Annotated in this window: 20 protein-coding genes; 6 read left to right on the forward strand and 14 right to left on the reverse strand. The window is 47.8% G+C overall.

Going from position 1 to position 23,834, the window contains the following annotated elements; translation table 11 throughout:
- Positions 1-64: 64 nt before the first annotated feature.
- Together H6A28_RS05985 and H6A28_RS05990 are read right to left on the reverse strand one after the other, a co-directional pair.
- Complete coding sequence (locus H6A28_RS05985) at positions 65-475, reverse strand: PaaI family thioesterase (protein WP_204479327.1); 411 nt, start codon at positions 473-475, stop codon at positions 65-67.
- Between the two features lie 5 nt (positions 476-480).
- A complete protein-coding gene (locus H6A28_RS05990) occupies positions 481-1,536 on the reverse strand; it encodes a DUF2027 domain-containing protein (RefSeq protein WP_204476316.1) in 1,056 nt (351 codons plus the stop codon).
- 151 nt (positions 1,537-1,687) lie between these two features.
- Between H6A28_RS05990 and H6A28_RS05995 the strand changes: the two genes are divergently transcribed.
- Both H6A28_RS05995 and H6A28_RS06000 read left to right on the forward strand, forming a co-directional pair.
- Positions 1,688-2,905, forward strand: a complete 1,218-nt coding sequence (locus tag H6A28_RS05995) for an S-adenosylmethionine:tRNA ribosyltransferase-isomerase (RefSeq protein WP_204479329.1) — start codon at positions 1,688-1,690, stop codon at positions 2,903-2,905.
- Between the two features lie 18 nt (positions 2,906-2,923).
- Positions 2,924-3,427: an NUDIX hydrolase gene (locus tag H6A28_RS06000; RefSeq protein WP_204476318.1), complete on the forward strand. Its 504-nt coding sequence runs from the start codon at positions 2,924-2,926 to the stop codon at positions 3,425-3,427.
- Positions 3,428-3,617: 190 nt separating this feature from the next.
- Here H6A28_RS06000 and H6A28_RS06005 read toward each other — a convergent pair whose 3' ends face one another.
- The 6 genes from H6A28_RS06005 to H6A28_RS06030 form a co-directional block, all read right to left on the reverse strand.
- Positions 3,618-4,085 (reverse strand): nucleoside deaminase, encoded by a 468-nt coding sequence (locus H6A28_RS06005; protein ID WP_204479331.1) that lies wholly within the window; start codon positions 4,083-4,085, stop codon positions 3,618-3,620.
- A gap of 271 nt (positions 4,086-4,356) precedes the next feature.
- Positions 4,357-5,994, reverse strand: a complete 1,638-nt coding sequence (gene groL, locus H6A28_RS06010) for a chaperonin GroEL (protein ID WP_148330175.1) — start codon at positions 5,992-5,994, stop codon at positions 4,357-4,359.
- Positions 5,995-6,046: 52 nt separating this feature from the next.
- Positions 6,047-6,319 carry a co-chaperone GroES gene (locus H6A28_RS06015; protein WP_007562047.1) on the reverse strand — a complete coding sequence of 91 codons (273 nt, stop codon included), beginning with the start codon at positions 6,317-6,319 and terminating at the stop codon, positions 6,047-6,049.
- 230 nt (positions 6,320-6,549) lie between these two features.
- Positions 6,550-7,959, reverse strand: a complete 1,410-nt coding sequence (gene rmuC, locus H6A28_RS06020) for a DNA recombination protein RmuC (RefSeq protein ID WP_204479332.1) — start codon at positions 7,957-7,959, stop codon at positions 6,550-6,552.
- A 128-nt stretch (positions 7,960-8,087) separates the two neighbouring features.
- Positions 8,088-9,452: a histidine--tRNA ligase gene (hisS, locus tag H6A28_RS06025; RefSeq protein ID WP_204476321.1), complete on the reverse strand. Its 1,365-nt coding sequence runs from the start codon at positions 9,450-9,452 to the stop codon at positions 8,088-8,090.
- 82 nt (positions 9,453-9,534) lie between these two features.
- Positions 9,535-10,212 carry a zinc metallopeptidase gene (locus H6A28_RS06030; protein ID WP_239465279.1) on the reverse strand — a complete coding sequence of 226 codons (678 nt, stop codon included), beginning with the start codon at positions 10,210-10,212 and terminating at the stop codon, positions 9,535-9,537.
- 146 nt (positions 10,213-10,358) lie between these two features.
- Between H6A28_RS06030 and H6A28_RS06035 the strand changes: the two genes are divergently transcribed.
- Positions 10,359-12,518, forward strand: coding sequence for a DNA topoisomerase 3 (locus H6A28_RS06035; protein WP_204476322.1), 2,160 nt, complete (start codon positions 10,359-10,361; stop codon positions 12,516-12,518).
- On the opposite strand, the gene H6A28_RS06040 is transcribed toward H6A28_RS06035, so the two are convergent.
- The 3 genes from H6A28_RS06040 to H6A28_RS06050 form a co-directional block, all read right to left on the reverse strand.
- Positions 12,508-13,665, reverse strand: coding sequence for an acyltransferase family protein (locus H6A28_RS06040; RefSeq protein WP_204476323.1), 1,158 nt, complete (start codon positions 13,663-13,665; stop codon positions 12,508-12,510). The two genes, H6A28_RS06035 and H6A28_RS06040, sit on opposite strands and share 11 nt — an antisense overlap.
- 71 nt (positions 13,666-13,736) lie before the next feature.
- On the reverse strand, positions 13,737-14,303 hold the full coding sequence (locus H6A28_RS06045) for a Crp/Fnr family transcriptional regulator (protein WP_204479334.1): 567 nt from the start codon (positions 14,301-14,303) through the stop codon (positions 13,737-13,739).
- A gap of 331 nt (positions 14,304-14,634) precedes the next feature.
- Complete coding sequence (locus H6A28_RS06050) at positions 14,635-16,014, reverse strand: MATE family efflux transporter (protein ID WP_204479336.1); 1,380 nt, start codon at positions 16,012-16,014, stop codon at positions 14,635-14,637.
- 566 nt (positions 16,015-16,580) lie between these two features.
- On the opposite strand from H6A28_RS06050, the gene H6A28_RS06055 reads away from it, so the two are divergent.
- Genes H6A28_RS06055 through H6A28_RS06065 form a run of 3 tightly spaced genes read left to right on the forward strand, consistent with a single transcriptional unit; the run spans position 16,581 to position 20,141 of the window.
- Positions 16,581-18,581 carry a tetratricopeptide repeat protein gene (locus H6A28_RS06055; RefSeq protein ID WP_204476326.1) on the forward strand — a complete coding sequence of 667 codons (2,001 nt, stop codon included), beginning with the start codon at positions 16,581-16,583 and terminating at the stop codon, positions 18,579-18,581.
- Between the two features lie 50 nt (positions 18,582-18,631).
- On the forward strand, positions 18,632-19,243 hold the full coding sequence (locus tag H6A28_RS06060) for an L-threonylcarbamoyladenylate synthase (protein WP_177867040.1): 612 nt from the start codon (positions 18,632-18,634) through the stop codon (positions 19,241-19,243).
- Between the two features lie 31 nt (positions 19,244-19,274).
- Positions 19,275-20,141: a mechanosensitive ion channel family protein gene (locus H6A28_RS06065; protein ID WP_204476327.1), complete on the forward strand. Its 867-nt coding sequence runs from the start codon at positions 19,275-19,277 to the stop codon at positions 20,139-20,141.
- 100 nt (positions 20,142-20,241) lie between these two features.
- On the opposite strand, the gene H6A28_RS06070 is transcribed toward H6A28_RS06065, so the two are convergent.
- The 3 genes from H6A28_RS06070 to H6A28_RS06080 form a co-directional block, all read right to left on the reverse strand.
- Positions 20,242-21,432 (reverse strand): FprA family A-type flavoprotein, encoded by a 1,191-nt coding sequence (locus tag H6A28_RS06070; protein ID WP_204476328.1) that lies wholly within the window; start codon positions 21,430-21,432, stop codon positions 20,242-20,244.
- A 32-nt stretch (positions 21,433-21,464) separates the two neighbouring features.
- A complete protein-coding gene (locus H6A28_RS06075) occupies positions 21,465-22,400 on the reverse strand; it encodes a TIGR01212 family radical SAM protein (RefSeq protein WP_204479338.1) in 936 nt (311 codons plus the stop codon).
- 166 nt (positions 22,401-22,566) lie between these two features.
- Positions 22,567-23,709, reverse strand: a complete 1,143-nt coding sequence (locus H6A28_RS06080; protein WP_204479340.1) for an OmpA family protein — start codon at positions 23,707-23,709, stop codon at positions 22,567-22,569.
- Positions 23,710-23,834: the final 125 nt, after the last annotated feature.

The following is a 23,834-nucleotide window of genomic DNA, read 5'->3' on the forward strand; positions in this document are numbered from 1 at the left end:
TAGAAGCAAGGGGGATTGTTTGTTGATTCAGGAATCGGAATGCTCCTGAAAGTTCCTTTGTGTTTTATTCCAGCCCTTCCACGTTCAATTCTTCATTCTTCCGATACCCAGAACTGGTCATCACAGCAATCAACTGTTGTTGTTCATCCATCAAACGAACTTCTACAAAAGGCACACGGAAATGATTATAGACCTCGTTTGCCTCTGCATATACATAACCTTCGCTGACCGCACGCAAAAACGTGATGTTCGCATTCAACGACAAGGTCAACTTTTCCCGACTATTTGCTACAGCCGCAAAAGTCAGGTCAGCCAGCGTGAACAACGCACCTCCCTGGCAAACCCCTCCGGCATTCAAATGCGTCTCAGTCACTTTCATCCGCGCCTTGGCATATCCCGGACTGATTTCCAACAATTCCACTCCTGCCTCCGCCGCAAAACGGTCGGCTGACAGCAATTCTTTCAAAGTTCTCATATCTCTTAACGTATTGTCACCATCGTAGCCCCAAATCCGTATTCCCGGAAAGAAGCATCCTGCCATTGGTAAGTCTTGTACTTCCGCTTCAGTTCATCCAGGATGGCCCGGCGCAGCACACCGTCTCCCTTGCCATGAATAAACACAATCCGCTGGCCTTTCTTCTGCTTATACTCTTCCAGCGTCTTGCGGAACACATCCAACTGATAGTTCAACATTTCTGCATTACCCATGCCGGTAGTATCGTCCAATAATTCATGGATGTGCAAGTCCACCTCCACAATCTCATTTTTCACCACATGCTGCTTTTTCTGTACCTTGGCCGGTACGTCCTGCACGTTCTTCTGCAACAGCGCATTCTTGATGTCATCGGCTGACACATAAACCTGCTTCACCGCTTCATCGTCCTTCACAATCTCATAAATCAAGGCCGGTTCTTCAAAGAAAGCCGACGGCTGGAACGTATGCAGCTTATAGAACTTCACCGTATCGATGCGCAACTCCTGTGTGACTGCCGGCTTCAACAAAAACGAACGATCGTCTTTATACACCATCAACTGTACCGCCACGCGCTCCATTTCGTTCAGGTCACTCTTTTCAAATTCTTCCAGATGCAGCTTCATGTTTGGTTTCACTGTACCCCGGCTGCGCAATGTCCAACTGTTGCCTTCTGCCGAAAGGTACAGGTAATCCACGAAATAATTGCTGTCGTTCACCAGGTAAGCATCAAAGGCTGTAGAAGAGATAGCCTTCACATCCTGCGGCACATAGGCCAGGAACACGTTCAGTACATCGTTCCCGCGAATCTCAGGTGCCCGATACGTAATCGGTTTTTCTTCTTCCACCTCTTCTTCCTCTTCCACCTCAGGAGCCGAAGGCTTTTTAGTCGACTTCAACGGAATATTATAATCATCAGTCTGAATCACCACACATTCCTTAATCAGCATAGGAATTTCAAACCCGTCTTCTCCTTCTACCAATGCCACATCTTTTCCCTGAAAGCCGCGGACAATTCCTCCACCCACTTCGCTCAGGAAACGTACTTTATCTCCTATTTTCATATCTTTCTCTGATTTTATAACTCTGACAAATGTAGCGACTTTCATCGGAATATGGAAATTATTCAAAGAGCCATGAAACGAAGTCCATGAAAAAATTATTCTGTTAGGAGGATTCTGCTAATTATTGTACTTTTGCAAAAAAATAAACGACATGGAAGATACCAAGCATATAAAAATCAGCGATTACAACTATCCGCTACCGGATGACCGCATCGCGAAATTCCCGCTGCCAGTCCGCGACCAATCCAAGCTGCTGGTATATCAGCACGGACAAATCAGTGAAACCCATTTCACTTCCCTTCCGGATTACCTGGAACCCGGCACCCTCATGATTTTCAACAATACGAAAGTGATTCAGGCCCGTCTGCATTTCCGCAAGGAAACCGGTGCGCTGATTGAAATATTCTGTCTGGAGCCCATCGAGCCCAACGATTATGCCCTCAACTTCCAGCAAACCCAACACTCCGCCTGGCTCTGCATGATTGGCAACCTGAAGAAATGGAAGGAAGGCCCGCTGCATAAGGAAATGACAGTCAAAGGCAAAACCCTGACCTTGACGGCCACCCGTGGCGCCTGCCACGGCACCAGCCACTGGATTGATTTCACCTGGGACAACCCCGAAGTGACCTTTGCCGACATCTTGGAATTCTTCGGCGAATTGCCCATTCCTCCCTACTTGAACAGAGAGACGCAGGAAAGTGACAAGGTAACTTATCAGACGGTTTATTCCAAGATAAAAGGTTCCGTAGCGGCCCCGACCGCCGGCCTGCACTTCACCGAGCGCGTATTGAACGCCCTGAAAGAAAAAGGAGTCGACCTGGAAGAAGTGACCCTCCACGTGGGAGCCGGTACGTTCAAGCCGGTAAAGAGTGAAGAGATTGAAGGACACGAAATGCATACGGAATACATCTCCGTAAACCGGAGTACCATCGAGAAACTGCTGGCACACGGAGGCGAGGCGGTAGCGGTAGGCACCACTTCTGTCCGTACCCTCGAAAGTCTTTACTACATCGGCGTAACAGTATCACAGCATCTGGATGCCAGCCAGGAAGAGCTGCACGTACAGCAATGGCAACCCTACGACACTCATCCGACACTGAGCACGATGGAGGCCCTGCAACACCTCCTCGACTACATGGACCGTCACGGACTGGAAGCCCTGCACACCAGTACCCAGATTATCATCGCTCCGGGTTACGAATATCACATTGTCAAGAAAATGGTGACCAATTTCCATCAGCCGCAGAGCACCCTGCTGTTGTTGGTTTCAGCCTTTGTGAAAGGCAACTGGCGACCGATTTATGATTATGCCCTGGCTCACGATTTCCGTTTCCTGAGCTACGGTGATTCATCCTTACTGATTCCCTGATTTTAAAAGCTTCAACCGATGAAAGATAATAGCGAAGAAATGTTTCCTCTCGTAGACGAGGAAGGCAACCTCATAGGAGCAGCCACCCGAGGAGAATGTCACAACGGCAGCAAGCTCCTCCACCCGGTGGTCCACCTGCATGTATTCAACAGCAAAGGGGAACTCTATCTGCAGAAACGACCGGACTGGAAAGACATCCAGCCCGGCAAATGGGATACTTCCGTGGGAGGACATATCGACTTGGGAGAAAGCGTAGAGATGGCCTTGAAGCGGGAAGTCCGCGAAGAGCTCGGCATTACCGACTTCACACCCCAACTACTGGCTCACTATGTATTTGAATCCGCTCGGGAAAAAGAACTGGTATTTTCCCACAAGACCGTGTACGACGGACCTATCTCTCCCAGCGAAGAGCTGGATGGAGGACGTTTCTGGTCCATCGAAGAAATCCGCCAGAACTTAGGAAAAGATGTGTTTACACCCAACTTTGAACGGGAATTCACGACCGTACTCCAGCCAAAATAACGGTCAGTAAAACGAATCTGAAAACACTGCTTGCTTTTCGGAAAAACACGTTTGTCCCGACTAAGTTTCCCTACCGTAAAACATACGTTTTCCCCGGCGGAAACGTATGTTTCTGCGAAGGAAAACGTACGTTTCCGCCAAGGGAAACCTAAAAAACGACAAGACACTACTGCCTCATTGCCGCATCATCTCAATATTCCACCTTATCCGTTTTGGTAGCCCAGTCCTGAAAGGCCTTAATAGCTTCTTCGGGCAGCAATACCTCTGAAGGCAAACGTCTGTCTGCCGGTTTCAGCTCCAGTTCCTCATAAATAAAGGCATCGTCGAAACCAATGGCTGCCGCATCATGCTTGTTATTTCCATAATACATCCGGTCCAGATGTGCCCAATAGATAGCCCCCAAGCACATGGGACAAGGTTCACACGAAGTATAGATTTCACATCCACTCAAATCGAACGTACCTAACTTCTTGGCTGCTGCCCGAATGGCACTCACCTCCGCATGAGCCGTCGGGTCACAATCCGGAGTCACACGGTTGACTCCCGTGGCCACAATCTCCCCATTCCGGGCAATCACGGCCCCGAAAGGTCCTCCTCCTTCTGCCACATTCTTTACAGACAGGTCTATTGCTTTTCGCATCAATTCTTCTTTTGTCATACGATTTAGTTTTAAGTCCAAGTTTCTATCTGCGGAAAATAGAGAAAAACTTAGAATAATCCAAATTTTTTCTTCCTACTTTTCTCCACTTATCTCCTGAGAAAAATCTCTTTCCAAGAGCTACTCATTTATCGAAGCACAAGATTTAATCCCTTTCATATAAAAACGAACTTTCGGAATAAAGGAAAATCCCTGCGTTCAGGCCCCCAAAAAAAATCCCAGCCGGAATCATCCGGTTGGGATTTTACTTTTATGTCTTAAAAGGAGAGAATTACATCATGCCTCCCATGCCGCCCATTCCTGGAGCGCCCATCGGCATTTCAGCTTTTTCTTCTTTCTTTTCTACGATGACACATTCTGTAGTCAGGAACATACCAGCAATTGAAGCGGCATTTTCCAAAGCTACACGAGTTACTTTGGCAGGATCAACGACACCCGCAGCGTGCAAGTGTTCGTATACATCTGTACGGGCATTGTAACCGAAGTCACCCTTGCCTTCACGTACTTTCTGAACCACTACGGCACCTTCCTTACCAGCGTTTGCTACAATCTGACGAAGCGGCTCTTCGATGGCACGTTTGATGATTTCAATACCGGTTGTTTCATCGGCATTGTCACCCTTCATGCCTTCCAATGCGTCGATGGCACGGATGTAAGTGACACCACCACCCGGTACGATACCTTCTTCGATAGCGGCACGAGTAGCACACAAGGCATCATCTACACGGTCTTTCTTTTCCTTCATTTCCACTTCGCTGGCAGCACCTACGTAAAGAACGGCTACACCACCTGACAACTTAGCCAGACGTTCCTGCAGTTTTTCTTTGTCGTAGTCAGAAGTAGAGTTCTTGATTTCAGCCTTGATCTGGTTGACACGTTCCTGAATCAATTCTTTCTGACCGGCACCGTTTACGATAGTGGTATTTTCTTTTGTCACAGTTACCTTGTCGCAAGTACCCAGCATTTCCAAAGTAGCCTGTTCCAGTTTCAAGCCCTTTTCTTCGCTGATAACGACACCACCGGTCAATACGGCGATATCTTCCAGCATGGCTTTACGACGGTCGCCGAAGCCCGGAGCTTTCACTGCACAAATCTTCAACTGGCTACGCAGACGGTTTACAACCAAAGTAGTCAAAGCTTCGCTGTCTACATCTTCTGCGATGACCAGCAACGGACGTCCGCTCTGTACAGCCGGTTCCAAGATAGGCAAGAAATCTTTCAAGTTAGAAATCTTCTTATCGTAAATCAGGATATACGGATGTTCCATCACGCATTCCATCTTTTCCGTATCGGTTACAAAGTAAGCTGACAAGTAACCACGGTCGAACTGCATACCTTCTACTACACCGATAGTTGTATCCGTACCTTTAGCCTCTTCAATGGTGATGACACCATCTTTAGAAACCTTACGCATAGCGTCTGCAATCAATTTACCGATTACCGGATCGTTGTTGGCAGAAATAGTAGCGACCTGTTCAATCTTGTCGTAGTTGTCACCCACTGTTTCAGCCTGTGACTTGATAGATTCAACTACTTTTGCAACGGCCTTGTCAATACCACGTTTCAAATCCATCGGGTTAGCACCGGCTGTAACGTTCTTCAAACCTACGCCTACGATTGCCTGAGCCAATACGGTTGCGGTAGTAGTACCGTCTCCGGCATCGTCTCCAGTCTTTGAGGCTACTGATTTCACCAGCTGTGCACCAGTGTTCTGGAAAGGGTCGCTCAGTTCCACTTCCTTCGCTACTGTCACACCATCCTTTGTGATGTGAGGAGCACCGAATTTCTTTTCGATGATTACATTACGTCCTTTCGGGCCCAGTGTCACTTTCACTGCATTAGCCAATTCATCTACACCTTTTTTCAACTGATCGCGAGCGTCAATGTTGAAGAGAATATCTTTTGCCATATTGAAATTTCCTTTCTAATCTTCTTAATTAAATAAACAATGAATAAATGAATTATCCCAGAACAGCCAACACGTCGCTCTGACGCATCATCAAATACTTCACGCCTTCGTATTCGATTTCTGTACCAGAATATTTACCGTACAAGACTGTATCGCCTACTTTCAAGACCATTTCTTCGTCTTTTGTACCATGGCCTACGGCTACTACTTCACCCTGCAACGGTTTTTCTTTTGCTGTGTCAGGAATAATAATACCACCGATTGTTTTTTCTTCTGCAGGAGCCGGAAGAATCAGGACTCTGTCTGCTAATGGTTTAATGTTCATAATTCTATATTTTTTTACGTTTATACTAAATAATAGTTCCATGCATTGCCGCATGAAAGCACCAAACTCCTTACGAAAAGTATGCCAAACGCAAAAAGCTGACATTCTGACATGAAAATTCTGACAAAGTGCGTTGCCTGCCTGACATCGTTTACTATCCGACACACGCTTTTCTTCCCAAACCACCCCTTTCACAGAGGTCTCTCTTCACACATCAGCGTTTTTCTGATTTATTTTTCGGCTGCGTCCGAAAACAGATCTTTGGCAGGTGTAGCCAGTGCCGCATCCTTGTCAGCCTCTTGACGGAGACGAGGGGAGAATTTCTTTTTCGACGTAATCCCCAGTTCGGTCAGCATGTCCGCCTGGCGAATCAGGTTACCTTTCCCCTGCGAAAGCTGTCCCAAGGCATTCTTGTAGGCCGTAGAAGCTGCCTGCAGCGTATCACCGATTTTCTCGAAAGTCTCGGTAAATCCCACCAGTTTCTCATACAGCACGGTACCTCGCTTGATGATGTTCTGAATGTTTTTCACCTGATACTCCCGTTTCCACAAATCCAGCGCCAGCCTCAGCGCCGCAATCAGGTTCGTAGGACTCATCAGCACCACTTTCTTCTGATAAGCATAGTTCCACAAATCCGGATCGGCCTGCAATGCCAGCAGGTACGCCGGCTCGTTGGGCACGAACATCATCACGAAGTCCAGTGCAGACACATTGTAACTGGAATAATCCTTCCGGCTCAGCTCGTCAATGTGCGCCTTCACCGAAGCCAGATGCGCTTTCAGGTACAGTTCCCGCTGTCCGGCATCCTCACATCCCACATAGTTGGCATAGGCCGTAAGCGATACCTTCGAGTCGATAATTACCTGTCGATTGTCCGGATACACCACCAGCACATCAGGCTGCATCCGCTGTCCCAGCTCATTCTTGAGCGACTCGCCATGCTCATCTTTCAGAAACTCCTGACGGAAATATTCCTCCCCTTCCCGCAAACCGGAATTCTCCAGAATGGTTTCCAGAATCATTTCACCCCAGTTTCCCTGTACCTTGGAATCTCCTTTCAAAGCCCGGGTCAAGTTGTTGGCATCGTCACTAATCTGCTTGTTCAACTGCATCAGTTCCTTGATGCGGTCCTCCAATGAAAAACGTTGCTTGGATTCCTTGTCGTACACTTCTTCCACCTGATGCTTGAACTCTTTCAAGTTTTCTCCGAAAGGTTTCAACAGATTACCCAATGTTTCCGAACTGAGCCGATTGAACGCCTCTGTCTTCTGCTGGAAAATCCGGTTGGCCATGTTCTCAAATTCCATGTTCAACTGCTTCCGTAACTGCTCCATTTCTTCCTTCTGATGCGCCAGTCGCTCTTCCAAATTCCGCCGTTCCGCCTGTGAAGCGGCCAATGCTCGACCGGTCTCACTCCACTTCCCGGAAAGTTCATCCAACTGGCTACGCAGTCTCTCCGTTTCTTTCTTATATTGGTCGGTCAAAGCCGCCGTACGTTCTTTTTCTGCTCGAAGCAAATCCTGAGCATGTGCCTCGCTCCATTGCAACTGTGAACGCAAGGCCACTGATTTCCGGGCTGCGAACAAATACCCCAGCAAACCTCCCACTATCACACCAATCACTAAATATACTATCTCCATATCTTCTGCAATTATTATTAAAGTAAACCGATAAAAAACACAGGTTCCACGAAACCGAAGCCCGAAGCCTTTGCCTCTTCCGTCTTCTTCCGTGAAACCTGTGTTCTTATTCTATAAATGCATCACACTTATCCGTGAATGGCAGCGACCAATTCATCCGGAGTGACCAGCGACTGCTCACCGCTTGTCATATTCTTCAGTGTTACTTTTCCTTCTTTCATTTCGTTTTCACCTACAATGGCTACAAACGGCACCATCTTCGCATTGGCATAGCTCATCTGCTTTTTCATCTTGGCAGTGTCCGGATAGATTTCCGCACGGATACCTGCCGCACGAACCTTGGCCAAAATCGGGAGTACAGCAGCCGCTTCTGCTTCTCCAAAGTTGACGAACAACAGCTGTGTACCGTTCACCGCTTCCTTCGGATACAAATCCAACTGGTTCAGCACGTCGTAAATACGGTCGGCACCGAATGAGATACCTACGCCTGACATACCGTCCATACCGAACACTCCTGTCAAGTTGTCGTAACGACCTCCTCCGCTGATACTTCCAATCTGTACATCCAAAGCCTTCACTTCAAAGATGGCTCCTGTATAATAGTTCAATCCGCGAGCCAACGTCAAATCCAGTTCCACTTCCGACTTGATATTCAGTCCGTCAATCGTCTTCAGGATAAATTCGCTTTCCTCCACACCTTTCATACCGGTTTCACTGGCAGCCAGCACATTCTTCAACGTAGCTAACTTCTCTTCGTTCGAACCGCTCAACAGGATAATCGGCTGCAACTTGTCAATCGCTTCCTGCGGAATACCCTTTAAAGCCAATTCCGCATTCACATTGTCCAAACCGATTTTGTCCAACTTGTCGATGGCTACCGTAATGTCGACAATCTTGTCTGCTTCTCCGATGATTTCTGCAATACCGGTCAGAATCTTGCGGTTGTTAATCTTGATGGAAACCCGGATACCGAATTTCTGGAACACCGTATCAATCATCTGTACCAGTTCCACCTCGTTCAGCAGCGAATTGCTGCCCACTACGTCGGCATCACACTGGTAGAACTCGCGATAACGTCCCTTCTGCGGACGGTCGGCACGCCATACCGGCTGAATCTGGAAACGCTTGAACGGGAAAGTAATTTCATCACGGTGCATCACCACGTAACGTGCGAAAGGAACCGTCAGGTCATAGCGCAAGCCCTTCTCACAGAACTTGCTGGCCAACTTGGCCGCGTTCCGGCTCAACAGCTCTTCATCCGTCAGCCCAGAGAAATAATCCCCCGAATTCTGGATTTTGAAAAGCAGTTTGTCGCCTTCCTCCCCGTACTTACCCATCAAGGTAGACAGGTTTTCCATGGAAGGAGTCTCAATCTGCTGAAATCCATAAAGATAGAACACTTCGCGAATCGTGTTGAATATATAGTTACGTTTCGCCATTTCCACCGGCGAAAAGTCTCTTGTTCCTTTCGGTATACTTGGTTTTGTTGCCATAATGAATCAATCTTTAAATTAACGCGGCAAAATTACGAATAAAATTTCTACCTTCCGCATACAAAACGAAAGGATTTCACGCTTACTCGCGACGATTCATATAAATTGTCACGTAGTAAATCAACGTAGCCAAGGAACCCAGTGCCGCTACTACATAGGTATAAGCAGCCGACTTCAACGCATCCGTGGCCTGCTGGTGGTTAAAGGCATTGGTGATACCTGCCCGGCTCAACCAAGCCAACGCCCGACGGCTGGCGTCAATCTCTACCGGAAGTGTGATGATACTGAACAAAGTGGTCATGGCAAACAGACAGATACCAATCAACAGCAACTGCGGAAAAGAGTTTACCATGATGATGCCCGCTAACAATACCCACGATACGATGGAAGAAGAAAACTGTACCACTGGCACCAATGCTGAACGCATCCGTAAAGGCGCATATCCCCGGGCATGCTGCACCGCATGTCCACACTCATGGGCAGCTACTGCCGCCGCAGCCACACTCGCACTACCATAAACCCCTTCACTCAGGTTCACCGTCTTGTTCATCGGGTTATAATGGTCGGTCAGCATACCCGACGTACTGGTCACCGTCACGTCGTAGATACCGTTATCACGCAACATTTTTTCGGCGACTTCCCTTCCCGTCATCCCATTGGTCAGCGGAATCTGGGAATATTTCTCAAACTTACTCTTCAGACTGGCCTGCACCATGTAACTGAGAATCGCAATACCTATAAATACAATCCAAATAAACATAATTTCTTCATTTAATCGTTATACATTCTATTTTACAAAAACCTTGCCAAAAGAAAGGCTGTCAGTCGTTTCCGCTCAAAGATAAAGATTTTATTTTTCTATTCAGGCAACTTTGCGTAATTTTGCCCCATATTGAAAGAAAGACCATGATAGTTTGCATCGCCGAAAAGCCCAGCGTGGCACGCGACATCGCCGACGTGCTGGGAGCCAAGAACCGTAAAGAAGGATACATTGAAGGAAACGGATACCAGGTGACCTGGACGTTCGGTCATTTGTGTACCCTGAAAGAACCGCATGAATATACTCCTTCATGGAAAACGTGGAGCCTGAGTAACCTGCCCATGATTCCACCTCGCTTCGGCATCAAGTTAATCAACGACAGCGGGATTGAGAAGCAGTTCCACATCATCGAAAAGCTGATGCATGAAGCCGAAATGATTATCAACTGCGGGGATGCCGGCCAGGAGGGAGAACTCATCCAGCGGTGGGTGATGCAGAAGGCCGGAGCCAAGTGTCCGGTCAAACGACTGTGGATTTCTTCACTGACGGAAGAGGCCATTCGCGACGGTTTTGCACACTTGAAAGACCAGTCGGAGTTCCAGCCGCTCTACGAAGCCGGACTGAGCCGGGCCATCGGCGACTGGACCTTGGGCATGAATGCCACCCGACTCTATACTCTGAAATACGGACAGAACAAACAAGTGCTTTCCATCGGGCGGGTACAAACGCCTACCCTGGCCCTGATTGTAAAACGACAGCAGGAAATCGAACATTTCGTGCCCAAACAATACTGGGAACTGAAGACGGTCTACCGCGATACGGTCTTCTCGGCCATCGTACGCAAAAGTGACGAAGAACTGGCGGAAGAAGCCGAGAAGGAAAAAGAGAATCCTTCGGCCAAGAAAAAAACACAGGCTGATGCCAACCGAGGCATTCCGCAGATTACCGACGAACAGACGGGAAAAAATTTGCTGGAACGCATCCGGAACGTAGATTTCACCGTGACCGAAGTCAGTTCCAAGAAAGGTACGGAAGCGCCTCCCCGCCTGTTCGACCTGACCTCTTTGCAGGTGGAATGCAACAAGAAATTCAGCTACTCGGCCGACATGACCTTGCAGCTCATCCAGTCATTATATGAAAAGAAGGTGGCCACCTATCCGCGTGTGGATACCACTTTCCTGAGCGATGACATCTATCCCAAGTGTCCGAAGATCTTAGAGGGACTGAAAGACTATACTACCTACACAGCCGCACTGGCCGGGAAACCGCTCCTCAAGTCGAAAAAGGTATTCGACAACAGCAAGGTGACCGACCACCATGCCATCATCCCTACGGGTGTACAGCCGCAGGGCCTCAGCGACATGGAGAAACGGGTATTCGACCTGATAGCCCGGCGCTTCATTGCGGTGTTCTACCCTGACTGCAAATTCTCTACGACCACCGTCATCGGGGAAGCCGACCAAATAGAGTTCAAGGTAACCGGAAAGCAGATTCTGGAACCCGGCTGGCGAATCATCTTTGCCAAGGACGTGTCGGAAGAAAACAAGGAAAATGAAGAAGAAAGCGTGTTGCCCGCCTTCACCAAGGGAGAAAGCGGTCCGCACAGTCCGATGCTCAACGAGAAATGGACACAGCCGCCCCGACCCTATACCGAGGCTACCCTACTGCGTGCCATGGAAACCGCCGGAAAATTGGTGGATAACGACGAACTGCGGGATGCCTTGAAGGAGAACGGCATCGGCCGCCCGTCTACCCGTGCCGCCATCATTGAGACTTTGTTCAAGCGGCATTACATCCGCAAGGAACGCAAAAACCTGATTGCCACTCCTACGGGCGTGGAACTAATTCAGCTAATTCACGAGGAACTGCTGAAATCTGCCGAACTGACCGGTATCTGGGAAAAGAAACTGCGGGAAATCGAGCGGAAAAGCTACGATGCAGGTACCTTTCTGGCTGAACTGAAACAGATGGTCACCGACATTGTGTACAGTGTGTTGCGCGACAACAGCAACCGCCGTGTCACCGTCACTACCGACGACAGTCCGAAAATCCCATTGAAAAAAGCTGCTTCCCCCAAGAGCAACGACGGTGAGCCAAAGAAGAAAGCTGCTACCCGCAAGCCAAGGGCCAGCAAGAAAGCTGCCGCGCCGGATACTCCTAAAGAGGATACCCTTCCTGCCGACGACAGTATTTTGGGCAAAGCCTGCCCCGTATGCGGCACGGGAATCATCATCAAGGGAAAGACGGCCTACGGCTGTTCGCAGTGGAAAAACGGATGCAAGTTCCGCAAGCCTTTTAAAGTGTAATTACAAACTTCCTGCCCAACCACTTCCTTACAGGCTCATCATAGAGTTTCAGACACAGATAGGCCAAGACGATACTTCCGAAATAAACCAGTGCCGCCATCGGCCAGGTTTCTCCCAGCGTGTACAGTTTGTTTTCAATCAGCCACGCATAGAACAGGTACATCAAAGGATAGTGAATGGCATACAACGGATAGGATATATCGCCTAAAAACTTGCAGATACGGGTCGACCGCTTGTCGGTGGTCTGTCCGGAAGCCCCGAGACAAACCAACAAAGGGAATATGACGACTATGCAGACCATCTCGAACACCCCGTTCAGACACACGGGCGAATGGCCCCCAATATAAGGCACACAGAAAAGCACCAGCAGAATGACGCTGCAAATCCAGAATGCCCCCCGAACCTTGAACGGACGGAAATTCCGTGATATCAACATGCCCAGCGTGAAAGGAAAGAGCATTCGCAGCATTCCTCCCCAGAAGTTTAGTCCGTCGAGCGTCCAGCCCACGCCAATCATGCCGTAGCCCACCACGTCGAACAAGGCAAACCAGGAGAGTCCTAATCCAAGCAGTATCACCAAGACGGCCAGGGCCTTATTGCTCAGCCGATGGATAAAAAGAGCATAAAGGATATTCCCAATGTATTCAAAAAACAGCGACCAACTGGGACCGTTCAGCGAAAACATCTCCCCGTTTCCACGTACGTCATAACCTGCTCCTGGATAGGCTGGTATGAAAAACATCGCCAGCAAGAGGGCCAGCATCACTGCAGAAGTAGCCACCTGTGTACCGTCCCACTTCACTCCTCCCTGGATAAAGAAGGTAATGCAGCCGATGACCGCTCCCATGATAATCATCGGATGGAGGCGGATCAGTCTTCGCTTGAAGAAGCCCTTCAAGGTCAGATTCTTCTTCCAGCGGTCGTCGTAAGCATAGCCGATGACAAAGCCCGAAAGTATAAAGAAAAAGTCGACTGCCAGATAACCGTGGTTGATGACTGTGATGAGGGTGCCCCCTTCGGCAAAGGAAAATCCTTCAAAAATGTGATAAAACACCACCAGCAGTGCGGCCACTCCTCTCAGTCCGTCGAGCAGTTCATAATGGGGCTTTGTATCGGCAAAGGCCGAGGAAGAAATTGAATGATTCATATTGGAATAAATTGAATGTGACTCTACAAAGATAGGAAATCACCCCCAATTAAAATTTGTCCTACATCAAATTATGGCTTTTTGCTTCGCAGTCTGCTGAGCGTAGAAAGGGTAATCCCCAGATAAGAAGCAATGTATTTCAAGTTCACCTTCCTGCATATTTCAGGAAACTGTTTTTGGAATTCCTCATAACGTTCCTTAGCCGGAAGCGACAGCCGCTCTTTATGACTTCGGTGGAGCCTTCTGTATTCATTCTGATGGATGATTCTCCCCCAGTTGCATAGCTCCAGATTCGTTTCAAACAGATGTTGGAGGTCGGTTATACTGATTCTGTAGGCTTGCACTTCTTCCAAGGTTTCTACATATTCTTCACTTTTCCGGTTGTAATAAAGTTCATCCATACTGAACACAATACCGCCTTCTGTGCCAAATGAAGTGGTATATTCCTCCCCATCCACCACCCAATAGGCTCTTATGATACCTTTTTCTATGAAATAGGCATATTTGCAATAAATCCCTTCTTTAATCAGCTGGTACTTTTTAGGAAAAGTACAAGGTGTCAAATAAGACTCCAACTCCTCGATGGTAGAGTCGGATACAGGACATTGCTTTCTGATACTCTCAATAATATTTTTCATCAATCAATCTTACCCCCGCATACAAATACAATACAAGAAAATCCCAACCAGATTCCCGGAGGTTAAAATTACGGAGATTTATGGTATGAAGGGTAATTTCTGCCAAAAAATTGTGCAGCAACCGTCGTTAATTACAAACACCCGCAAGAATAACCGTAAATGCTCCTGTTTATTCTCTGTTTCACACTGCGGGATTTGTATTTCACAGTGTGAAATATGTATCCCACACTGTGGTTTTTGTATCCCACACTGTGGTACAGAGAAATCGCCTAAAGGTTTTACACCTTATCTACTTGTATTTCAATGAATTTACCCTTTCATTCCACAAAATCTATTTTTTCACAGGAATCGGGGCTTTGCGAAGTATCTTCGGGAACTGCCAGAAGAAAAGCAACGTGCAGCAGATGGCGGCTGTAGCATCCGAAACGGCCTCAGCCAGAAACACGCCTTCCACACCGAAGAAACGGGGCAACACCAAGGCAAGGGGTACGAGCAAAATGACCTTACGGAGCAAGGCGATAAAAATGGAAATCCGGGCCTGACCAAGGGCCACGAACATGTTCTGACAGGCACGCTGCAGACCGAAAATGGTCATTCCGGCAAGAAAAATCGGCAACACGTGCTCCACGGTGGCAATCAGTTCCTGATCGCTCGTAAAAGCAGAAGCCACCACCGACGGGAAACAAATCATCAGCAGCATCAGAACGAAATTGAAGGAGAACATCACTGTCAGCACAATCCGGAAACAGTCTTTCACCCGCTGTCGGTCGCCATGCCCGTAGTTATAACTGGCCACCGGCACAAAACCTTGGGCAAAACCGGTGAGCGGCACACTGACCAGTTGCATGGCACTTTGCAGGATAGCCAAAGCCCCCACATAGATATCGCCAAATTTCTCCAAACTGCCGTTCAGTACAAACCCTACCAGACTTTCCGTACTGGCCATGATGAAAGGAGACACGCCCAAGGCCAGCATACCGCCCACAATGCGACGGTCGAACTTCAAATAGCGCTTTTCCAGACGCAGGGAAGCCCGGTCGGAACACAGGAAACCCAAAACCCAGCAGGCACTGCAGGCCTGCGAGAGGATGGTGGCCAGTGCCGCTCCCTTCACGCCCATGTCGAACCAGAAGATAAAAATCGGGTCGAGCACGATGTTCAGCAAGGCGCCAATCAGCACGGAATACATGGCGATGCTGGGGCGTCCCTGTGAATTGATGAAGGTATTGAGTCCGGTGGAGACTTCCACAAACAGCGTACCCAGCAAATACACCGAAAGATAATCTTCCGCGTAAGGCAATGTGACAGCAGAAGCCCCTGCAAACTTCAGGATGGGTTCCATACACAGATAAGACACCAGCGAAGTGAGGACGGTAAACAGAATTAGCAACATGAAACCGTTGCCCAAAATCTTTCCCGCACGCACCCGGTCGCCCTGTCCCAACGCCATGGCGGCCAACGGGGCTCCTCCGGCTCCCACAATGGCCGAGAAAGAGGAAATCAGGATGACAAGAGAAGTGGTCACTCCCACTCCCGCCAGCGCATTCGTCCCGATTTCGGGGATGTGTCCGATGTAAATACGGTCTACTATATTATATAGGAGATTGACAAACTGTGCGGCCACTGCCGGCAACGCCATCTTGAAAATAAGGGGAAGCATCCGTTCCGTCCCCAGGCGTTCTTCGTATTGATTGTTGGTTCTTACTGTCATAAATCTTCCAAAAACGGAAGCAAAGTTACAAGTTTTTCGGGAGAGAAGGAGAAGAATGTAACCTAAAAGCAATCCTTCCACCCCCGGATTTGATTTACATCAACAAATCGGGCCTTTACTTGAAAAATATGCTATAAAACATATTTCATAAGAAAGAAAGCCGTATCTTTGTGGTGTAAAAAGATAAGGGCAATAAGAAAGAAGCCCAGAAAAAAGTTTTCATAGGTAATTATAAATTAGGTAACAAGTACAACAAGGCCGGCTGGGAAGTCCGCCAGAAGATTTAATTAAACTAACTAAAAAAAGAAAGGGTAACAATTATGAAAAAGGTAAAAAACATTTTCCACAAGATTGCCAATGCAGATCCAATGATCTGGGGGTATGTAATGCTGAATGACGAAAGACGCAAATAAACAGGCGCCGCTGACAAGTTCAGCATTTGAAGAATGAATCTGATAAATGCCGAAAGGCTTCTCGTAAATATTCTGACGAAAAAGCGGTTGGGTTTCCAACCGCTTTTTTTATTGCCCTTTTGTCTATATCTTTGCCTCTAAAAACAACGTCACATGACTCCGACCCTGATAGATACCGACAACCCCGAATTTCAGAATGCCCTGAAGCTCATCCAGTACACCCGCCAGTCAGTCTTCCTGACTGGAAAAGCGGGTACGGGTAAGTCTACTTTCCTGAAATACGTCTGCCAGCATACCAAAAAGAAATATGTGGTGCTGGCTCCTACGGGTATTGCGGCGATCAATGCGGGCGGAAGCACCCTGCACAGCTTCTTCAAACTCCCGTTTCATCCGCTTCTGCCGGACGACCCGAAGTTTCAGGGACGGAAGCTGAAAGATTTCCTGAAATATTCTGCCGACCACCGGAAACTGATTCAAAACATCGAACTCATCATCATCGACGAGATTTCCATGGTACGGGCCGACATCATCGACTTCATCGACAAGGTGCTGCGTACCTACTCGCACAACCTGCGCGAACCTTTTGGTGGGAAACAGCTGCTGCTCGTGGGCGACGTGTTCCAGCTGGAACCGGTAGTGAAAAGTGACGAACGGGAGATTCTGAACCGTTTTTACCCGAACCCGTATTTCTTCTCGGCCAAGGTGTTTCAGGAAATGGAACTGGTATCCATCGAACTGACCAAGGTGTACCGGCAGACCGACAAAGTATTTGTGAGTGTACTCGACCATATCCGAACCAATACCGCCGGAGCGACCGACCTGCAGCTGCTGAACACCCGTTACCTCCCTACACCTCCCTGTCCGGAAGAAAACGACCTCTACATCACCCTGGCCACGCGACGGGATAACGTAGACTACATCAACGAAAAGAAACTGGAGGAACTGCCAGGTGAACCGGTTACACTCCAAGGAGAAATACACGGGGAATTTCCTGAAAGCAGCCTCCCCACCCTCATGGAACTGGTCATCAAACCGGGCGCACAGGTCATTTTCATCAAAAACGATCAGGAAAAACGCTGGGTGAACGGTACCATCGGCACCATCTCGGGCCTCTCAGCCGACGGCACCATCTATGTGGTAACGGAAGACGGCAGTGAGTTCGACGTACATAAGGAGAGCTGGAGCAACATCCGCTACCGCTACAATGAAACAGAGAAAAAGATAGAAGAAGAAGAACTGGGTACTTTCACACAGTATCCCATCCGGCTGGCGTGGGCCATCACTGTACACAAGAGCCAAGGCCTCACCTTTAACCGGGTCATCATCGACTTTACAGGAGGGGTATTTGCCGGTGGACAGGCGTATGTAGCCCTAAGCCGCTGCACCTCGCTCGAAGGTATCCAGCTGAAGCGACGCATCTCACTTGCCGATGTGTTTGTCCGTCCGGAGATTGTCAGCTTTGCCCAGCGTTTTAACGACAACCGGACGTTTGAACGGGCCATGAAACAGGCACAGGCCGACATCCAGTACGTGGCAGCCGTAAAAGCCTTCGACCAAGGTCATTTTGATGAGTTTCTGGAAGCCTTCTTCAAGGCTATCCACAGCCGGTATGACATTGAAAAACCGTTGATACAACGGTTTATCCGCCGGAAACTGGGGCTTATCAACCGTCTCAAGGAGGAAAACCGGCTGCTCAAGGAGCAAATGCAGCAACAACGGCAGAACTTACAGAAATATGCCCGCGAATACTACCTGATGGGCAACGAATGTATCACCAAGGCGCACGACCCACGGGCGGCACAGGCCAACTACGACAAAGCACTGGAACTATATCCGGAATATGTGGATGCCTGGGTACGCAAGGGAGTGACCTTCTTCGACGAGAACCGGATGGAAGAAGCGGAAGAATGCCTGAACCGGGCCGTACAGCTTCGTCCACAGGACTTCAAGGCGGTGTACAATCGGGGCAAGCTCCGGCTGCTGACCGGAAAAACGGAAGAAGCCCTGACCGACCTGGATAAGGCGACCAGCTTGAAACCTGAGCATGCGGGAGCGCATGAATATTTTGCGGAGGCACTCGAAAAAAGCGGAAAGGAAATAGAAGCGGCCATCCATTATCGAATTGCACAAGAACTACGGAAGAAAAAGAAATAATTTTCTTATTTTTGCGATTCACGAGGTCTCATCATTCGTGAATAAACGTCATGATACTGAAATTATATCCCAAAAACAACCGACCGGAAGACTTGCAACGCGTAGTCGATCTGCTGAACGACGGCGGTATTCTTATCTACCCTACCGATACAGTGTATGCCATGGGGTGTCACGCCCTGAAAGAACGGCCTATCGAACGTATCTGCAAGCTGAAAAATATCGACCCGCGCAAGCACAACCTGTCCATCATCTGCTACGACCTGAGCAACATCAGCGAATATGCACAGGTGAGCAATGCTACTTTCAAGCTGATGAAACGTAACTTGCCCGGTCCGTTCACCTTTATTCTGAATGCCAACAGCCGGCTGCCCAAGATTTTCCGCAACCGAAAGGAAGTGGGTATCCGTGTGCCCGACCATCCTATCATTCGGGAAATCTGCCGTCTGCTCGACGCCCCGATTCTGACCACTACCCTCCCGCTGGAGAAGGGAGAAGACATCGAATACATCACCGACCCGGAACTGATTGACGAAAAATTCGGCAGTGTGACCGACCTGATTATTGACGGAGGTACAGGCGGTATTGAACCTTCTACCGTGATAAATTGTTGTGAAGATGTACCTGAAATTGTCAGAGAGGGAAAAGGTATATTAAAGGAATAAATAACTGTATTATTTAACTAATCATCAAAACATGTTACTTACATTATTACAAGCAACTGCACAGGCAGAAAAAGCAGTCTCCAAAATCAATGTGGAACAAATTCTGGACAGACTGCTCAACTGGGGGATTGAAGTAGGAAAAGACATTTTGGCGGCTATCATCATCTACATCGTAGGCCGCTTCATCATCAAGCAAATCGGACGGCTGGTCAGCAAAATTTTGGAAAAGAGAAAACTGGAAATCAGTGTGCAGACCTTCCTGAAAAGCTTGCTCAACATCTTACTGAATTTGATTCTGGCATTCGCCATCGTGAGCAAACTGGGAGTAGAAACCACGAGCTTCGCCGCCATCCTGGCCTCTGCCGGTGTGGCAATCGGTATGGCCCTGTCAGGAAATCTGTCCAACTTTGCGGGGGGACTGATTATCTTGGTATTCAAACCGTTCAAAGTGGGCGACTACATTGACGGACAGAATGCCAGCGGAACAGTCAAGGAAATCCAGATTTTCCATACCATCCTAGCCACCGTAGACAACCGCATCATTTATGTGCCTAACGGCTCATTGAGCAGCAATGCCATCACCAACTACAGCAAACAGGAGATGCGCCGTGCGGAATGGGTGTTCGGCGTAGAATATGGAGAAGACTTTGAAAAAGTGAAAGCCGTATTGGAACGCATCATTGCAGCAGATACCCGTATCCTGACCACTCCTGCTCCCTTCATCGGACTGGGCGCCTTGTCGGCCAGCAGCGTGGATATCAAAGTACGTGTATGGACCAAGACCGAAAACTATTGGGATGTGTATTTTGACATGAACAAAATCGTGTACGACACCTTCAACAAGGAAGGCATCGGATTCCCGTTCCCGCAGCTGACGGTACACCAAGCAAAAGACTGATTTCAGAACAAATCTCACTGCATAAAAAAATCTTCCACCGAAGGCATCACCTCAGTGGAAGATTTTTTATATCCTATTTCTAAAAGGAAATTTGTTTTTCTTATTTGCGGTCAGCTTTCAGACGGTCGGCCATAGCTTTAGCCAGTTCCTTAGCCTGTGCATAGTTGTCCGCCTTCATGCTCTGCTTCATTTCAATCGGATTACCTACCACTTCGAATTTCAGTTTCTCAGTGAATTCCCCCAGTTTCTTCACCGCTGCACTGGCCCAAGTGAATGAACCGAAGTAACCGAACAGACGGTTCTTCATTTCACGGGCAGCCACCTTATTCAGCAAGGACTCCATTTCAGGATACAACTGCATGTTGTAAGTCGTGCAACCTGCAATCAGAGCTTTGTATTTAAAGATATCAGCCAGGATATAAGAATGAGGCGTATGAGATACATTGTGCAGCACAATATTCTTGATGCCCTGTGCACTCAGTTCTTCCGCAATGGCTTCCGCCAATTCTTCTGTGTTGCCATACATCGTACCATAAGCAATCACCACGCCTTCTTCACCTTCATAGCGGCTCATCTTGTCGTACATGTCCACTACCTTCGGAATGTATTCTTCCCATACCGGTCCGTGAGTCGGGCAAATCATCTTGATAGGCAGACCACCGCATTTCTGCAAAGCTTTCTGTACCGGATTACCAAATTTACCAACAATGTTGGCATAGTAACGGCGCATTTCGTTCCAATAGATATCAGTATTGATGTTACGGTCGATGCAACCTCCGTTCAAGGCTCCGAAGCATCCGAACGCGTCACCTGAGAACAAGATTCCATCCGTTTCATCGAATGTCACCATGGTTTCCGGCCAGTGAACCATCGGCACCAGATAGAAACGCAGGTTGTGATGTCCGAGTTTCAGGAAATCTCCCTCGCCTACTACGTAACGCTCACCTGTCACGCCATAGTATCCTTCTACCATGTCGAAAGTCTTCTTGTTTCCTACCAGCACAATTTCAGGATAATATTTCTTAATCAATGCAATAGAGCCTGAGTGGTCTGGTTCCATGTGGTTGATAATCAAATAATCAATCTTACGGTTGCCGATAACACTGCGGATTTTCTTGATATACACTTCGAAAAAAGCGACATCCACCGTATCCACCAGTGCCACCATATCGTCATCTGCAATCAGATAAGAGTTATAAGATACGCCATAAGGAAGTGGCCACAAATTCTCAAACAATGCTTTTGTGCGGTCGTTCACACCGACATAATGCACTTTACCTTTAATTTCCATTGATATCCTATTAATTAAAAATACTATATTGTTTATTCTTTTTCCTTATTATAAAACTTACCCTGCCAGGTATCTCTTTCTTGCAGACGACGCTTCATACGGACCGCAAACTCGTAGTTCTTGATTCCCCAGTCGGGGGCTATCAACAACTCTTTGGGCGACTGTGACACGAAACGTTCCAGCACCAGATCAGGACGTACACGTTCCAGATAATCAATCACCAGGTCAATATACTCATCCACTTCGTACAAATGGAAGTCCTCGGGATGCTGTTCGTACTCACGAGCCATACGCGTACCGCGAACCAACTGCAACTGATGCATCTTCAACGTGGTCAGAGGCAAGTCCGACACTTGAGCAGCCTGCCGGATAATGGCCTCATGGTCTTCTCCCGGTAGTCCTAAAATGACATGACCTCCCACACGTATTCCTCTTTCTGCCGTACGCTTCACGGCATCTGCCGTACATTCAAACGTATGCCCACGGTTAATCCGTTGCAAGGTATGATTGTCCGTACTCTCAATGCCATACTCTACCAGCAGGAAAGTCCGTCGGTTCAACTCCTCCAAATAATCCAACAGTTCCTCGGGCATGCAGTCGGGACGCGTACCGATTACCAGTCCTACAACTCCTTCCACCCGAAGGGCATCCTCGTATATCTGACGCAATTTCTCCAGTTCCGCATAGGTATTGGTATAAGCCTGAAAATAAGCAAGGTATCTCATCTCCGGATACTTCCGTGCAAAAAAGGCCTTTCCTTCTTCCAGCTGCTCCGTTACCGACTTGTCCGTCCGGCAATAGGCAGGATTAAACGTCTGATTATTGCAATAGGTACATCCTCCATATCCTTTTACTCCATCCCTGTTCGGACAGGTAAATCCCACATTCAGGGAAATCTTCTGCACCTTGAATGGGAAATGAAGCGCCAGAAACTTGGCAAAATCATTGTATCGTGTACGTTCTTCCATGATTTTACAAATTCGGGGACAAAGATAATGCTTTTCAGCCACTTTTCCCACAATTCATAAATACAAGAAATACAAAAACCTCCCTACCACGGATAAAACGCAAAAAAGGCTGTCACAGCTTTACCTGCAACAGCCTTCAGACTACATTATTTCAATTTAAAAAGAATTATTCCGCTTCATTCAATGTCGCAATACTTACACGGTTCCAGTCCGGTTCAGAGAACATATCACCTACTCCCTGACCTTCAGCAGTGATACGTGAAGCACTGATTTTGTACTTACTGATCAGCATGTTCTTCACTGCATCTGCACGCTGCTGAGCCACACGGGCATTGACTTCTGCACTACCTTCCGGAGAAGCATATCCCTTGATAGATACGGTGCTCTTCGGGTTGTTCTTCATATAAGTAGCAATACGTTCTACATTCGGAATCTGGTCTGCGCTGATGGCAGTCTTTCCCTGACGGAAAGTAATCACTGATTCCAATGACTTGGAATGGGTGTTCTGAACGATTGTTTCAACCTGCTTAGGTGCATTCTTCAAATCGGTCAGTTCTTTTGCCAGACGGGCATTCTCAGCTTCTTTCGCATTCAAAGCTTCCTCCTTACGGGCATTTTCCGCACGCAACGCATTGATAGATTCATTCAACGCATCAACTTCTGCCTGATTATAAGGTTTCTGGATAGTCATGTAATGCTTGCCGTTGCTGCTAGCAAAATGGTAAGTCACACCTGCCAAGATTTCAATCTTCGACTTGTTGACATTCAGCAATTGTGCACGGTTACCATCCATTCTATAAACAATAGCCGGACGAACATTTACAGTCCATGCCTTTTGCTCACCCAAATTGAAGTTCAAGCTTGCACCGAAACGGCTTACCATATAAGAACGGTCATATCCATAACCCGAGTTCATGAAGTCATGTCCCCAGCCAAATCCGGCAATACCTTCCACTTCAAACAATCTCGGCTCACCGTTATATCCGAAGAACAGATTATTCAAGTTGATTTTACCCAATGCTCCCAAATTCAAATCATCGAAAGCCGTTCTACTCATTGAGGTATTGATACCCGTCAATCCTTCAAAAGATACAGCCAGAACCGGAGTAATCTGCTTACCCAGTTCAATACCTGTTTCCGCACGCATGTTACGCCAGAAAGCGGAATGAGCAGCAGGAGTTGTGACTCCACCTTTCACGCCCACATACCAATTGTCAAGAAAACGAGTTCCCTCGTACGCCTTTTGTGCATTTGCAGAAAGGCCCGTTACAGCCAAAGCTGCAGCTACTAAAATTGTTACCTTTTTCATTTTTTCATTCAAACTTTAATTAATCACATTTTTCAATCTCGATGTTTTAATAACTAGAATGTACTTTCAATTGTTTGCGAAATAAATATTATTAACATTTAAAGAGTACCTCAATAAAAGGTTAC

Origin of the sequence: Bacteroides mediterraneensis (assembly GCF_016900355.1) — a bacterium.
Taxonomy (GTDB): domain Bacteria; phylum Bacteroidota; class Bacteroidia; order Bacteroidales; family Bacteroidaceae; genus Phocaeicola.